Origin of the sequence: Enterobacter sp. RHBSTW-00175 (assembly GCF_013927005.1) — a bacterium.
In the GTDB taxonomy this organism is placed as follows: Bacteria; Pseudomonadota; Gammaproteobacteria; order Enterobacterales; family Enterobacteriaceae; genus Enterobacter.
Genome location: NZ_CP055930.1, coordinates 981703 through 995901, shown reverse-complemented (window position 1 = coordinate 995901; position 14199 = coordinate 981703). Strand labels below are relative to the sequence as shown.

The 14199-nt window shown below is 41.5% G+C and carries 14 protein-coding genes; 3 read left to right on the top strand and 11 right to left on the bottom strand.

The features are described 5' to 3' along the window. Nucleotides 1–22: 22 nt before the first annotated feature. Nucleotides 23–2590 carry a DNA mismatch repair protein MutS gene (gene mutS, locus HV107_RS04670; RefSeq protein WP_182063458.1) on the bottom strand — a complete coding sequence of 856 codons (2568 nt, stop codon included), beginning with the start codon at nucleotides 2588–2590 and terminating at the stop codon, nucleotides 23–25. Between the two features lie 159 nt (nucleotides 2591–2749). Here mutS and HV107_RS04665 point away from each other — a divergent pair, with 159 nt between their 5' ends. Both HV107_RS04665 and HV107_RS04660 read left to right on the top strand, forming a co-directional pair. Next, nucleotides 2750–4204 carry a tyrosine-type recombinase/integrase gene (locus HV107_RS04665; RefSeq protein ID WP_001530776.1) on the top strand — a complete coding sequence of 485 codons (1455 nt, stop codon included), beginning with the start codon at nucleotides 2750–2752 and terminating at the stop codon, nucleotides 4202–4204. 11 nt (nucleotides 4205–4215) lie between these two features. After that, on the top strand, nucleotides 4216–4791 hold the full coding sequence (locus HV107_RS04660) for a hypothetical protein (RefSeq protein WP_004114867.1): 576 nt from the start codon (nucleotides 4216–4218) through the stop codon (nucleotides 4789–4791). Between the two features lie 89 nt (nucleotides 4792–4880). Here the strand turns inward: HV107_RS04660 and HV107_RS04655 are convergent, their stop codons facing one another. After that, on the bottom strand, nucleotides 4881–5447 hold the full coding sequence (locus HV107_RS04655; RefSeq protein ID WP_016239675.1) for a helix-turn-helix domain-containing protein: 567 nt from the start codon (nucleotides 5445–5447) through the stop codon (nucleotides 4881–4883). A gap of 983 nt (nucleotides 5448–6430) precedes the next feature. Between HV107_RS04655 and HV107_RS04650 the strand changes: the two genes are divergently transcribed. After that, entirely contained in the window at nucleotides 6431–6856 is a 426-nt protein-coding gene (locus tag HV107_RS04650) for a hypothetical protein (RefSeq protein ID WP_004114857.1), read from the top strand. Nucleotides 6857–7001: 145 nt separating this feature from the next. On the opposite strand, the gene HV107_RS04645 is transcribed toward HV107_RS04650, so the two are convergent. The 9 genes from HV107_RS04645 to HV107_RS04615 all read right to left on the bottom strand — a co-directional run bounded on the left by HV107_RS04645 (nucleotide 7002) and on the right by HV107_RS04615 (nucleotide 14191). Beyond that, nucleotides 7002–7322 carry a hypothetical protein gene (locus HV107_RS04645; RefSeq protein ID WP_016239768.1) on the bottom strand — a complete coding sequence of 107 codons (321 nt, stop codon included), beginning with the start codon at nucleotides 7320–7322 and terminating at the stop codon, nucleotides 7002–7004. Between the two features lie 26 nt (nucleotides 7323–7348). Further along, nucleotides 7349–7735, bottom strand: a complete 387-nt coding sequence (locus tag HV107_RS04640) for a hypothetical protein (RefSeq protein WP_016239769.1) — start codon at nucleotides 7733–7735, stop codon at nucleotides 7349–7351. A gap of 49 nt (nucleotides 7736–7784) precedes the next feature. Further along, entirely contained in the window at nucleotides 7785–8057 is a 273-nt protein-coding gene (locus HV107_RS27230; protein WP_000377562.1) for a hypothetical protein, read from the bottom strand. A gap of 188 nt (nucleotides 8058–8245) precedes the next feature. Next, nucleotides 8246–9469, bottom strand: a complete 1224-nt coding sequence (locus tag HV107_RS04635) for a relaxase/mobilization nuclease domain-containing protein (protein ID WP_182062235.1) — start codon at nucleotides 9467–9469, stop codon at nucleotides 8246–8248. Continuing rightward, nucleotides 9466–9870 carry a hypothetical protein gene (locus tag HV107_RS04630; RefSeq protein ID WP_012139001.1) on the bottom strand — a complete coding sequence of 135 codons (405 nt, stop codon included), beginning with the start codon at nucleotides 9868–9870 and terminating at the stop codon, nucleotides 9466–9468. The genes HV107_RS04635 and HV107_RS04630 overlap by 4 nt, the downstream gene beginning before the upstream one ends. Before the next feature lie 177 nt (nucleotides 9871–10047). Then, nucleotides 10048–10992, bottom strand: a complete 945-nt coding sequence (locus tag HV107_RS04625) for an ankyrin repeat domain-containing protein (RefSeq protein ID WP_001062023.1) — start codon at nucleotides 10990–10992, stop codon at nucleotides 10048–10050. 15 nt (nucleotides 10993–11007) lie between these two features. Beyond that, nucleotides 11008–11448: a hypothetical protein gene (locus HV107_RS27465; protein WP_001044498.1), complete on the bottom strand. Its 441-nt coding sequence runs from the start codon at nucleotides 11446–11448 to the stop codon at nucleotides 11008–11010. 355 nt (nucleotides 11449–11803) lie between these two features. Next, nucleotides 11804–12790 (bottom strand): ankyrin repeat domain-containing protein, encoded by a 987-nt coding sequence (locus HV107_RS04620; RefSeq protein WP_045783776.1) that lies wholly within the window; start codon nucleotides 12788–12790, stop codon nucleotides 11804–11806. Nucleotides 12791–13219: 429 nt separating this feature from the next. Then, the gene (locus HV107_RS04615; protein WP_000494846.1) at nucleotides 13220–14191 is read right to left on the bottom strand and encodes a Kiwa anti-phage protein KwaB-like domain-containing protein; all 972 of its coding nucleotides are present in this window, start codon (nucleotides 14189–14191) and stop codon (nucleotides 13220–13222) included. Nucleotides 14192–14199: the final 8 nt, after the last annotated feature.

Genomic DNA, 14199 nt, shown 5'->3' with positions numbered 1-14199 from the left:
CGGGCAATAATCCGCAGAAGTCTTAGACCAAACTCTTCAGGCGGTATATCCACTCCAGCGCCTGACGCGGCGTCAGAGAATCCGGGTCGAGATTTTCCAGTGCTTCTACGGCTGGTGACGTCTCTTCTGCTGGCATCAGCAGTGACATCTGCGTACCGTCAACCTGCGTCGCCGCAGCGTTGGGCGACAAGCTCTCCAGCTCACGCAGTTTCTGGCGTGCGCGTTTGATGACCTCTTTCGGTACACCAGCCAGCGCCGCAACGGCCAGACCATAGCTCTTGCTTGCTGCGCCATCCTGCACGGTGTGCATAAAGGCGATGGTATCGCCATGCTCCAGCGCATCGAGATGGACGTTTGCCACGCCTTCCATTTTCTCTGGTAGCTGAGTCAGTTCGAAGTAGTGGGTCGCAAACAGCGTCATCGCCTTGATTTTGTTCGCCAGGCTTTCAGCACATGCCCACGCCAGTGACAGGCCGTCATAGGTTGAGGTGCCTCGTCCTACTTCATCCATCAATACCAGGCTGTGTTCCGTTGCGTTATGCAGGATGTTGGCCGTTTCGGTCATCTCCACCATAAAGGTTGAGCGCCCGCTTGCCAGATCGTCCGCCGCACCCACGCGGGTAAATATGCGGTCAATCGGGCCAATCTCTACTTTTTGCGCAGGAACGTAGCTGCCGATATGGGCCAGAAGCGCAATTAGCGCAGTCTGGCGCATATAAGTACTTTTACCGCCCATGTTCGGACCGGTAATGATCAACATTCTTCGCTGCGGCGACAGGCTCAGTGGGTTGGCGATGAATGGCTCGTTCAGCACCTGTTCCACCACCGGGTGGCGCCCTTCAGTAATGCGAATACCGGGCTTGTCGGTAAAAGTCGGGCAGGTGTAATTAAGTGCATCGGCACGCTCTGCGAGGTTTACCAGCACATCCAGTTCTGCCAGCGCGCCAGCACTTAATTGCAGGTCGGCAAGGTGTGGCATTAGCATGTCGAACAGCTCGTCATACAGCTGTTTTTCCAGCGCCAGTGCTTTGCCTTTCGAGGTGAGAACTTTGTCCTCATACTCTTTCAGTTCAGGAATGATGTAGCGCTCGGCGTTTTTCAGCGTCTGGCGGCGCACGTAGTGGATAGGTGCCATATGGCTCTGCCCACGGCTTATCTGAATGTAGTACCCATGAACCGCGTTATAGCCCACTTTCAGGGTGTCGAGGCCCAGACGCTCACGCTCGCGGATTTCCAGTTTATCAAGGTAATCCGTCGCGCCGTCTGCCAGCGCGCGCCATTCGTCCAGCTCTTCGTTGTAACCCGGGGCGATAACACCGCCGTCGCGCACCAGAACCGGTGGCGCGTCAATGATGGCACGTTCGAGCAGTTCACGTAGCTCTGTAAACTCGCCCATGGTTTCCCGCAGTTTTTGCACCGGGGTGCTGTTCACTTCGGCAAGCTGAGCACGCAGCTCAGGCAATTGCTGGAAGGCGTGGCGCATCCGCGCCAAATCACGCGGGCGTGCTGTGCGCAAGGCCAGACGCGCCAGAATACGTTCCAGATCGCCAACCTGACGCAGCACCGGCTGTAATTCGCTAAAGCGGTCCTGCAAGGCGGCGATGGTTTGCTGGCGGCCGATCAGCGTTTCAGTATTGCGGATAGGCATGTGCAGCCAGCGCTTGAGCATTCGGCTGCCCATCGGGGTCACCGTGCTGTCGAGTACCGAAGCAAGGGTGTTTTCCACACCACCCGCCAGATTCTGGGTGATCTCCAGGTTACGACGCGTTGCGGCATCCATGATGATGCTGTCCTGCTGACGTTCCATGGTGATGGAGCGGATATGCGGCAGGGCAGTACGCTGGGTATCTTTCACATATTGCAGCAGGCAACCCGCAGCGCACAGGCCGCGCGGCGCGTTTTCAACGCCAAAACCGATCAGGTCACGCGTACCAAATTGCAGGTTCAACTGCTGACGTGCGGTATCAATCTCGAATTCCCACAAAGGACGACGGCGTAATCCGCGACGGCCTTCAATCAGCGACGTTTCCGCAAAATCTTCGGCATAAAGCAACTCAGCCGGGTTCGTGCGCTGCAATTCGGCAGCCATCGTTTCGCGGTCTGCCGGTTCGCTCAGGCGAAAACGCCCGGAGCTGATATCCAGCGTGGCGTAGCCAAAACCTTTGCTGTCCTGCCAGATGGCGGCCAGAAGGTTATCCTGGCGCTCCTGCAACAGCGCTTCATCACTGATGGTCCCGGGCGTGACGATGCGCACGACTTTACGCTCTACCGGGCCTTTCGAGGTGGCCGGGTCGCCAATTTGTTCGCAAATGGCGACGGATTCGCCCTGGTTCACCAGCTTCGCCAGGTAGTTTTCTACCGCGTGATGCGGAATACCCGCCATCGGGATAGGTTCACCCGCCGATGCGCCACGCTTGGTCAGGGAGATATCGAGCAGCTGCGATGCGCGTTTCGCATCGTCATAAAAAAGCTCGTAAAAATCGCCCATACGATAAAACAGCAGGATTTCCGGATGCTGAGCTTTAAGCTTCAGGTACTGCTGCATCATGGGGGTATGGCTAGAGAAGTCCTTATCAATGTCTTCATTCATATTGATTTTACTCATTTTTTAATTCTTTCAAGTGCTCATATGGCCCCAGATAAAACCCCTTTAAACCCACATAAACCCATAAATTTGTAGCTCACTTGTAGCCCAAAGCGTGATAGATTGGTTGTACTCCTTCTTTGGGTTACAAATGGTGGTGATACTTTGAAAACAACTCTCAATCAGGCTTTTATTATCAACAAGTTAAGTATTAATGTTAAGCCTGAGCTCAGTAGCTCTGGAAAAGTCGTTTTCGAAGCCAACCCTGACCAAAAACCTTACATAGTTTTTGACGATCATCGAGATTCACCCGTTGGCTTCGGTGTGAAGGTCAGTTTGACGAAAAAAACCTATGTAATCCAGCGAAGAGTAGCCTCTTCAGATCGTAATGTCAGTGAGGGTAAGAAGCCAAGCTCTGTCTTGAAAGTAAAGGTTGGGAATGTGTCCGATTTTCCGAGTATCGATCAAGCCCGTGAGGCAGCTCGGCAGTTGGTTCAGACAATGATTGCAACAAAGAGAAATCCCAACAAGATTAAAAGGGAACTCGATCTGGCTGAATTGACCGTGAGTGAAGCTTTTGCCCAATACAGGAGTCACTTACTTGGCAGAACCAAACCTGCTAAACCAAACACTCTCAATGTGTTAGACAAAGCTGAGAATCGGTTGAAAGAATGGCAAAACCTTCGAATCAAGGATCTTACTGGTAATGAAATCCTTCGAAAGTTTGACGAGATTGCTTCAAGAGCCAGAACAGCAGCAGAACAGACTTTTAGGTGGGCCAATGTTGCTGTAAAACACGCAATCGAGATTGAAGCTGGGAATGCTCAGACCCAGCAACGACAACCTTCGTTGTCCTATAATCCTTTTTCAATTTTAAAGGTACAGAAGAAGTTCAGAACACGATCTGAGCTGGAAGATAGCTATCGTGCCAAGGGCGTACGAAATCCATTGTCCCCCAAAGATACTTTGGGACGGTTTCTAGCTGCATTACACAATAAGAGAGGTTTTAATCGTTTGGGTTGTGATTATCTGTTGCTGACCATTTTGACAGGAGCCAGGAAAGAAGAGACAGCAACACTGTGCTGGCGAGAGGCCCTGACAGAAGAGGAAGTCAGAACGACAAGCTATGTCGATCTCGAAAACCGGGTTATTCGCTTTTACGACACGAAAAATCGTAACGACCATGAGCTTCCAATCTGTGATGCTACAAAGCGAATTCTGGAAGACCGACGAGATATCGTCAACGATACCGAAATACGGGCAGATAAACGCAAATGGGTTTTTCCGGCTCGTTCATCACGAAGCAAGGTTGGACATTATTCTGACAGTAAAAGCTTGCGCGAGTATATCTGTCAGGAAGCTGGAATAATGAAGCTGGGAATGCACGATCTGCGAAGAACTTTTGGCCGTGTTGCAGAAGAACTAACTTCGTATGCAGTGGTGAAAAGATTGCTTAACCACCGTAATACCACGGACCCTACTGAAAGATATGCTGAGCCTGATAACGAGCGAGTTTTTGAGGCACTTCAACGGATTGAGCTTCATATGCTGATGACAGTACCTGAGTTGTATAATACACTTTTGGCTTCGGCGAAATATCAACCATTGCCAACAAATTAGGGGGACAGGGAATGAGTGCAATCGATACTTTAAGGGAATATGCTGAAGTATGGCGGCTATTTGGTAGTATGCCAGATGATGCAACCCTGAGTGCTGAAGTTTCGGCCCTTTACCTTGGTGTAAGTGTCAAAACATTGGCTCGTTATCGCCAGACTGGTAATGGCCCTGCTTATATCCAATACCAGGCTGAAGATAGCAAAGCAAGAAATCAACGCGTAAATTATCTGTTGGGTGATTTAAAAACCTGGCGGGATAATCATAAAGTGAACAGCACAATGGAAGCAGCACAGGTCCGTGGGTTGGCTTTTGCTTCTTTGGCTGATTTTACCAAGCCAGAGCCTTTCTGGACTATTGATAATAAAATTTATTCTCATGCCCTTACTGTATCTGACGAAGTATTCAAGGAGCTATTAAATACCTCTCGTGCAGAAGTTATTTGGATCTCTCTTGAGAAAGTGTTGTTTGAGAACTGGCATGCTTCGAGAGAGCGCCAGAAATGGAATGATGTTTTTGTTAGTGTACTAAGTGGGATGGTTAAATCATGTGAAATTGAACAAGAACGTCATATACTTAATGATATTTTATGATTAATTTCATTCCCAATATAAAATTGAATTTATATTGGGAAATAGTCATTTGCGGAAGTATAAATTGTTCAACAGCATTATTTATTATTTTAATCAAATGGAATGCCGTCTGTAGGATATCTTCTTTTGGGATTTTTAACCGGCTTTGTTTTACTCCCTGCACGATAAAAGTTAAACGAATTGGCAAAGTCTTCTGTCTCCAGTCTGGACTTTCTAAATTTATCCATCAGATCTTCATTGAAACGACGAGGGATTCCTTTAACACACAAGTTTGAATTAAGGTATACTTGGTTATCTATGGCGTCACGAATAAGTATTTTTCTCTCAAATAACTCTTTGAATGCGCGTGAGACATTTGATTTATTCAGCCCAAGATCTTTGGCTATACGTGACTGTGAAAAATCAGGGATAATATTTCCATAATCAATTACTGAGAAGAGATAAAGCACAATTCTAAACGCTGTGGGCGTCAAATCCATCCTGGCGAGTGTGGCCATATTGCCTTTGAATATCATTGAGAAATCGTCTCTGAATGACGTTTTTTTATAGCTATTTGCTTTAATCTTTATTTCTTCCAGATCTTCGGGCATAACCTCTAATGCTTCTGCAATAATGGACTTTTGTTCTTTAGTTAATACAACGCTTGTGATTGACATGATGGCTCCTTTTTTATTGTTGTGATTACATATATGGCACATTTAATTTATTTGTCAACTTGGTTGGTAGTATTATTTAATTGTATTTACTTTGAGATTTTACGGTTGTTATTTAGTGGGAGATGGTTGGTTATCAAATTTAAAACAAGGGGTGCTAAATTTCACCATCACCTGTTATGTAATTAATGATTTTTGGTTCTGAAATTAATAACGGCAGGGTTTGTTTAATTATTTGATTTTATTGGTTAATTTTCAATTGTGTTCTGCAAGATAAAAGAGTGATAAAGAAATAAGAAACCACAGTTTTGCATTAGAACGATACTCAAGGCCTTGGTGTACCTGATGAAAACACTTTTATTATTGTTTTTCTTACATAATATCATTTCTTAAGTGAAGCCTGCGCAACTGTGTGTTGCGCCATTGGGCTTCAGAACATTACTACAGTATTTTCTGTAAGTATAAATACGCTTCGCGCACGAGTTCAGAGACCTGAGGTTAACTGTCATTACAAATACGCTTCGCGCAAAAAATCAGGAGGCTGAGTTGATCGGGAAAGAGAACACAGATACATGATTTGCCCATTTGCTGAGTACGGCTCACGCCGGGACCCTTCGGAAAAAAACCTTTCTGCTTCAGCGAGTGAGTGCTGTGGGCACTCAGCGGCGCTGCCAGGGAAACAAAATTATGGTTTTCACCGGTTTGGTAAAAATAATTAACATTTATCGGTAGTCGGGGCGTAAGCCAGTGCGTAGCACGCTCTCAAAAATATTCCTGTGGTTTTTTTATCTGAAATATGGAAATGACTCAGATAATTGAAATATGAAATAGTAATGCAATCTGGAGGACTCAATATCTCCACAGTGAAAGCTGTTTTAAGTGAGGATAGAACAAATATTGTTTTATAAAAATATTTTTAAATTACTATTGATTTTATTTTTGAAGATGATAGTACTTAATTATAAAAACAAAAAATGGAGAAAGTTATGAGTGCTATTGATGTTTTATCTCAGGAGGAAAAGTTTATACATGTTGTTGATAAATTTATAACCCATCATCACAACAGCGTTAATAACAATGTCTTTTACAAAAAACTTTATGTTCTCTTCGCCGGGTATCATCTGAAGTATTTTTATTCACGGGCGCAGTATCGCAATTCATGTTATCATGTTGATAATATTATGCAGATGTTTACAGGAGTCGTTTCAACCCTGAACACAACTCTGCTCAGGAAGCTTGCAAACAGCAATACATTGCTGCATTGCCTGAATTCACTTGTGAATTATATTTCAGGCAATCTGGACGAAGCAGAGCATATTTATGCTGATTTGCTGGCTCAGTATGAAAAGAAACGCATTGCAGGCTCTCTGGCTTATACTCCGCCAGGCTCAGTGATCAGGAAAAGACTTTGATAGCGGCAGCAGCGTGTACAAGGAATGGGATGCTGAATGGTGGAGAGAAATGGAGCTGGCGTTTCCGGCAGGTCATAATCGAGTATTAAAAAGGCAGGAGCCACCGGTTTGGTGTCCTGCCTGGCGGGATTGTTTTACTGTGGTCTTACTTGTCAACGACCTGCCAGCCATCATCCGTTTTGACCAGCGTGACTGCCGCTGTGCGTTTTTCGTTATCGACAACAGCTGTTACATTGCATTTATAGCTTTTATCCGATACTTTCACGCAGTCATGCTTTTTGACAGATTTTAATTCCCGCAGTGCGTCTTTCGGGACATCTTTACCTGCTATGGATTTAACGATGGCATTCGTCTGCTCCACGACCTTATTCATCGCAGTGTAAATATCCTGCTCAGACGGTTCACCGGTACAGCCACTCAGCAAAAAAATGGACGCAATGAGTGTGGTAAATGCATATGTTTTCATAAAATAATCCCAGACTGTAGAGTACGTTATTGAATAAGACCGGTTTTCATCTTGCTGTTGTTTTCAGAGAACGTCCACTTGCTGACCGTTTCGCCTTTAAATTCGATTTCCAGCGTTTTGGCCTGCGTCTGTGAACCCCCTGTCAGCAGTCCAATCACGGGAATAAATGTGGTGGCATCAAACTGATTGTTATCCATGGAATAAGTCCATTCTTCATTGCCACTATCAAGTGTAGTTTTGGTTTCCGGCTCACCTAATGCGGTAATGATTTCTGATTTCGTTGTTTTATTTTTGATAATCTTCGACTGCAGACTTTGTGATGTTTCTTTTTTTAGATGCTGGTTGCCTGATATTGAACAACCAGAAATAAGGAATGCAGAAATAAAAAAAACAGAAATCATGAATCTGTTCATAAGTTCTCCCATATTAATTTTTTATGTTTGCGGTGGTGCGAAATTAATATCACCGTATAAAAACAACTCTGTCTGCATATTTCTTTTTAATTATGCAGATAAGAATAATGACGCTGGCAAAAAATGTAATGACTGAGACAGGAGTGCTACCGGTCAATGAAAATACTAACCAGGCGAGACCGAATGCCACGAATTGAAACAGGAATGCCACACTGAGCGGACTTTCACCATAGGCCACTTTTGCATGGCAACCTTTGCAAATCCTCACGCCGTGCGGGCTTTGTGTAAAGCAGAAGGGGCAGCTAATCGTTTTACTATCCATCATGACTCCGTGGCCTGATTTAAAGTGATGTATTTTTGAACATTTTCGATGAATGATCCGCTTTAGTAAAATTGCTTGTACCGATCGATGGATCTTAGATGATAGGTTTTAACTATCATAACTAGTTTATCGATCTATATAAACGATCAATATTTTGTTGACTATTACTAAAGTATGGACTGTTTAACTTATGGTGCAGGATGGTGGTTGTTTTTAACTAATTGTTCTTTAATGGGATTTGTTGTCATGGAATGACAGGGTGTCAGAAGATGCAGGTGCAGGATTTGGTGGAAAGAATGTGCAGTGGCATGTAACAGAGACATGCCCCTGCGCCTGAGAAGTGCCACAATATGGCCGAGCAATACAAGCCACGCCTTCAGGCGACGCTGGCGGGGTATCTGACGGGTTGTATTGTGCAGCTTGCTCCTGAGCTGAATGATACCCACTGTCTCCTGTTGTCTTTCCAGACGAATTTTTTCTTCAAGCTGATGGATTTTCTCCAGAATCGTTTCCCGGTTTGCAGCCTGTTCTTCAGACTCGCATGATGGCATTGGCACTGGCATTGGCACTGTTAATGGCACAGGTGCAGGTACTGTTGGCTTTTGTGCTTGTTTCAGTAAAGTCAGATGTTCCGGTACGAAATCAATCAATGTTTGCAGGGAAGACCAGCCATATTTTTTACCCAATTGAGAGGCTTTAAAGGCAATACCTTGGTACTGAAATGAAAAGCCGTTCATTTTTCCCGTTGAGGCGATATTGGGTTTGCAGCTGACGTCTACCTTTTCCAGCATAGCGATAAAAGTCAGCAAATCAGGGCGGCCGGTTAACGCATTATCAATCAGGCTCTGCAGAGTGGACCTGGGGCAGGGAGTTGTCGTTCTTTCAGCCATCATCAGCTCGTTGCGGGAAGGCTTTCTTTTCTCCTGACTATGACTACTGATTGCAGATGTGGTTTGAGTGAGTTTGTGGACTTTCTCCAGCTCGCTGATAATCCGGGTACTGATAAGATTTTCATTTTTCCCAAGGTACAGCTTCCCACCGACCATGTTAATTCTGTTAGCTATTATATGGATATGCTGCCCGTCCGAATCATCGTGCATGATATAGCAGCGAAGATGGGTTTCAGTGAATCCCATCCGGGTCATATAATCGTCAGCGAATGCCGCCCATTGTCTGACTGACAGTGTTTCTCCCTTTGGCAGGCGAAGCGAATTATGCCAGACAGGTTTGGCGACACCGGGGCGCAGTAGTCTTGTGCCTTCAAATTCACTGATAAGTTCAGCAGCAGTGCTTCCCGTCATGTTGCCACCGATAATATAAGGCGTGATTTTGTGGTGAGATCCTGACTTAAGGCTATAGAGAACCACACCTGCAAACTGTTTACCCCGCTTTATTTTCTGCATGCCTTTCACTGGTCTTGCTCCAGAAAGGTTGATGGAATAAGGTGATCCCTGAGAGTTTTGATTTGTCTGCGCAGGGCGAAGAGTTCTGTACGGGTCAGTTCGCTGTCAGGGCTTTTGCTGTCGAGATGATTCAGCAGGCGGTTTAAATCCTGTGAAAGGTTGCCGAGTTTAACCCATGCTTCACGATTGATTTCAGGTAATACCGGTGGGAGTTTGTTGAGGGATGCCATTCTTAGCCATTCCCCTTTTTTATAAGGGCCTCTTTTACTATCGAGAATAGATAATTCTTCTTCGTTTAACCGAACGCTGACGCAGTGAGTTCGAACTTCATTAGGTGAATATTTTGCTGTATGGAATTTACCTCTTCTTGAGCTTCTTGATAGATCTTCTTTACTTTCATTTTTATGCATATCTAACCTTTTTTAAAATGTGTTCATGATCTACAGTTAGCGCATTGGTAAAATAAGTCAAGGCAGTGTCGAAATTTATAAATAAGATAGGTGGAGCAGATTGCTAATTAGGTAATCTGCTCTGGGTAAAAATAGGGTTCATATTAAATTCATTATGACAGTGAGGAGGAGCGGAGGTTACAATCTACGTTTTACTGGCATTAAAGATATTGTTTGTTTCATAATTTCGCTAAGTTTCTTTCTCTCATGTTCTGCTATATATTTACAAATCTCATCATGTCGAATATGCTGTTCCAGTTGTTTTTTATCTATTTTGATGTCATTGCGGATAAACCATTTAATTGTTTCAATGTCCCCGCGTAAATCATAACCTCGCAGTACAATATGGCGAAAATGTGTGTTGCTGATATCTGTCTTCTTCTTTAGTTCGCTGAAGAAAGAGCTCATTTCATTTTCATTGGCACTTAGATAAACCTGGCAGTTATCAGAGATAGTAAAGTTAAGGTTTTTCTTCTGAAGCAAATCCATTATCTGCAGACTTTCGCTGTTGAGGTAGTTGAAAATTACTGGACTGCTATCCTTCATACTAATATGACGAATGAGCATTTTGGCTTTGAAATCGCCTAATGAATAGCAAATTTCAAAAATACCGTGACCCTGGTTATCTCTGTGGTTTATATCGCAACCGGCCTGAACCATCAAATCAAAGATAGAGTGATTTTTTACGTAAAAAAGTATTGTTCTTCCGCATTTATCCACATTGTTGACATTAATTCCAGCATTGATCAGGGTTTTGCAACAGGATATATTATCAGCTAACGAGCATAAACAGGTTTGGCCGAGACCATTTTTGTGGTGTATATCTACGCCGGAATCAATCAATTTTTTCAGTATGTGAGGATTTCGCTGGTTAAACAAAACATTGTGACCATAGTTGTCAGCATGGTTAAAATCTATTCCTGCTTTAACCAGAGTGTCAATCATTCTTGGGTTTTTACAGTAAAACAGTATATTTCTTCCAAACGAATCCAGTGTATTAATATCGGAGCCTGCATTAATGCAAGCCTGAATGTCTTTTGGAGTTTTACAAGAGAGTAATGCATTTATTGCGTTGTTATTCATAATTTTTCTCCTCTGTTAAGCGACTAATCTGATATAGTTGTCATGGTTGGTTTTATATTCCTTTATTTTTTTAATGTCTTCGTAAATTCGAGCGAGTGAAAACCATGAGATCTCTTTCAACATGTTTTTGTTGCTTACATACAAAATGTTACCACCGCGAAATGAAAAAGCATTATGGAATGTACTTTCATTCGTCGTTTTGAGAAATCGAATGAAATTTTTTATTGTCTCTTTTTTGTTCATGTTATAAGAGGTGAATGTATAGATAGAGAATACGGTTAAAATATTTCTCTTCGAGACCATATGTCTTGAGAAATAATCGAAATAAAATCTTTGCTCCTGAGTGTCACTTTTGCAGAAAAAAGAAAATTGTGGATTATATAATCTATAAAGATCTGCGTTCTTTTTTGTTTTGGCGAGATAGTTAGTCAGGCTTGGATAGTTTGTTTTATTCATTTTAGCTCTCCTTTATTTAATTAACAAAGGAAATATATATTATTAAATAAACAAAATGCAAATATATTTTTATATTTATTTAATTGAATAGATATATTTTTATTATATTTCATATAAGGTGTTGTTTTTCATTGTTAATTATTTTTATCAAAAAGTGCTGTGTTTTATTTGATTGATTTGGTTTGAGAGTAGTAATTGATATTGTATGAATTGGCGATGAGGGTGTTTTAAAAAATAAATTTCTCAAAGTGCTAAGGTGCAATGTGGGGCTTTGTATTAAATTAATGATGTTAGCGTCCCTTGGCTATCTAACTAAAGGTTAAAGCCAAGGGGAGAGTGTTCAGGCAGATTCAATTCATAATCTTTTTTTTGTAATTGCTTTACAGGTAACTGGTTGAATCGTTGTTCGTAAAACCTTTTGCTCTCTCTGTGATTTTTCCTGGAGGATTTCTTCATAGAAGTAGCGTTCTTTTAGTGATTCTATATCAACTTTTATATCATAACATATTAACCATTTAATTAGCAGTCTTCCTGCATAGTGAGTCAGTAGATATGTACTGTTTATGTAAAACCAAACATGACTAATGTCTGTCAGTTTCTTTAGTTGTAAAATTAATTTTTTAACGTCGGCATTTGTTGGTGTGATAATGCACTTATCACTTATCTCAAATTCATTTTTTTGCTTTATAAGTAACGACAACAGCTCAATTGATTTAAATGTAATGTTCGTGAATACAATTTTTGAACTGTCTTTAAGATGAATATTACGGATAAGAAAACGAATGTAGTTATCGTTTTTAGATTCCCAGTGAGTATATTTACCAGCTATGCTGTGGTTTTCTGACTGCCAGTAATCGAATGCTGTCTGCCCGCTTAAATTTTTATGATTAATGTCGCAACCAGCCTCAATGAGTGCATCGTATACATATCCTTCAAATGGAATGAAAAGAAAGGAGTTGCCATAGCTATCTTTGGTATGGATATCTAGTCCAGCTTTGATAAGATATTTTACTAACCCTGGTGAAACATCAATATGTTGAATCGCAAGGGTACCTGACTTATTCCGGTGGTTAACATTAATACCATTGCTGACAAGAAGTTCCACTGTTTCAACATTTTGAGCATAGAATAATGCATTATTACCGTCATTATCCAAGTGGTGAATGTCAATGTCAGCGTCAATCATTGCCTGTATAGCTTCAGGTACATTACAGGTAAAAAGAGCAGTTTGACCTTTACTATTGCACATATTTATATCCATGCCAGCCTTAAGGCAACGAAGGACACCATTTTTAGACTTTACACGGAATAGGTTATTTTTATTATTTTCTCTTGATATCATTATTTATCTCCTTTTTTGTTGTTTTCAAGATATTAATGACACCAGATTTTACGGTATTCAAATTTACTTTTGTTTTATTAGGGGGTATCTGATTTGGTTTGCTTGAGGTTATTCTTAACTTAATGGAACATAGGGACGTTAAGGTTATCCTATGTGATGTGGATCAACCATTTTCACAAGAATATTTATCCATATTGGAGCTAATCTGTATAAAGGAGATAATTAGAGGCGCAGATATTAATACTATAGAGAGTAATGCTATAGGATATGGAAAAGATCATGTAATATAATGGTGGTTATTAATGTTCTTCTTAATTTTGGAAATTAAATGAGTAGTGTTTTTTATGAGGTTTTTTGCTGTTGATAATTCTTATTAAAATTTGAAGAGCATCCTTTAAGTTATTCGGCTTGAGGATGCTCATTTAAAATTTAAGCAGCGGAGTCTTTTTCAACAGCCAGGAAGGGCGAGTTATCAAGTGCTGCAAAAGATGCTTCATTATTTAGAAGCCGAATAAAGTATCTCTTTTGATCTTTAGTATTAAGGTTTATTAATCCTCCTGTTAGATCAATATTCCGTTGAAATACAGGGAATTTTTGCATAACTTGTTGTATTTGAGGGACTGAAACTCCCGTTTTTACTAAATTCCCTTTTGAAACCATAGCAAGTCTACGCATAAATGCTCTGTCTTTATACATGTCCTTGAAAATATCTAGTGGCACTGGCATACCTTGTGTATTAACAATTCCAAGGTTTATTATTAATGGCGTTGAGTTATTTGCAAGATTATCTATTACACTTTCTAATCCATACATTCTTTCAAGAAGTTTAATGTTTAGCGCATAGTACTTATTCTGAAAAAAGAAGAAGTCAATCGTGTCATTTATATCAATACTGTCATGAGTGATCTTATCTAAGGTTCTGCCATTTAGACTCAAGAAAGACTTTTTTGTTTTCTTATGTAGAGAAACAGGATATTTATGTTGGTAAATGACTACGCTGTTTCCATTACCATCACAAAGGTGGTAAATTACGGCTTTTACCGATGTCAGGCTTTGTGTTGCAAAATCAAACTGTGTTGCATTCCCATTGACACCGAAATTTAGCACGTTGTTCATTTTAGTAAATTCAATTGGGAGATGATTAATTGCTAAGTGATCATATTCGAAAACTTGTTTATCTCTTTCTAATAAAGTTGATACAAGTGGAACGGCCACTTTACCTCTGTTAGGTTCAATAATATTATTGATTAAGCTTTTAGAAAATGAAGTGGTCAGATCTTTTTCAGCATCAGGTTCAAGGTTAACCTTAAATATATCTATCGTACCTTGAATATCAGTGACAAAAAAAGCTTCGCCAGAGATGCGTTTCGATTTTGAAATATTTTCAATGTTAGTGAACATGTCATGAC

What these genes read in the sequence shown, in the direction of transcription:
- mutS (WP_182063458.1), bottom strand. Translation starts at nt 2,590, where the DNA reads ATGAATGAAGACATTGATAAGGACTTCTCTAGCCATACCCCCATGATG.
- HV107_RS04660 (WP_004114867.1), top strand. Translation starts at nt 4,216, where the DNA reads ATGAGTGCAATCGATACTTTAAGGGAATATGCTGAAGTATGGCGGCTA.
- HV107_RS04655 (WP_016239675.1), bottom strand. Translation starts at nt 5,447, where the DNA reads ATGTCAATCACAAGCGTTGTATTAACTAAAGAACAAAAGTCCATTATT.
- HV107_RS04650 (WP_004114857.1), top strand. Translation starts at nt 6,431, where the DNA reads ATGAGTGCTATTGATGTTTTATCTCAGGAGGAAAAGTTTATACATGTT.
- HV107_RS04645 (WP_016239768.1), bottom strand. Translation starts at nt 7,322, where the DNA reads ATGAAAACATATGCATTTACCACACTCATTGCGTCCATTTTTTTGCTG.
- HV107_RS04640 (WP_016239769.1), bottom strand. Translation starts at nt 7,735, where the DNA reads ATGAACAGATTCATGATTTCTGTTTTTTTTATTTCTGCATTCCTTATT.
- HV107_RS27230 (WP_000377562.1), bottom strand. Translation starts at nt 8,057, where the DNA reads ATGGATAGTAAAACGATTAGCTGCCCCTTCTGCTTTACACAAAGCCCG.
- HV107_RS04630 (WP_012139001.1), bottom strand. Translation starts at nt 9,870, where the DNA reads ATGCATAAAAATGAAAGTAAAGAAGATCTATCAAGAAGCTCAAGAAGA.
- HV107_RS04625 (WP_001062023.1), bottom strand. Translation starts at nt 10,992, where the DNA reads ATGAATAACAACGCAATAAATGCATTACTCTCTTGTAAAACTCCAAAA.
- HV107_RS27465 (WP_001044498.1), bottom strand. Translation starts at nt 11,448, where the DNA reads ATGAATAAAACAAACTATCCAAGCCTGACTAACTATCTCGCCAAAACA.
- HV107_RS04620 (WP_045783776.1), bottom strand. Translation starts at nt 12,790, where the DNA reads ATGATATCAAGAGAAAATAATAAAAATAACCTATTCCGTGTAAAGTCT.
- HV107_RS04615 (WP_000494846.1), bottom strand. Translation starts at nt 14,191, where the DNA reads ATGTTCACTAACATTGAAAATATTTCAAAATCGAAACGCATCTCTGGC.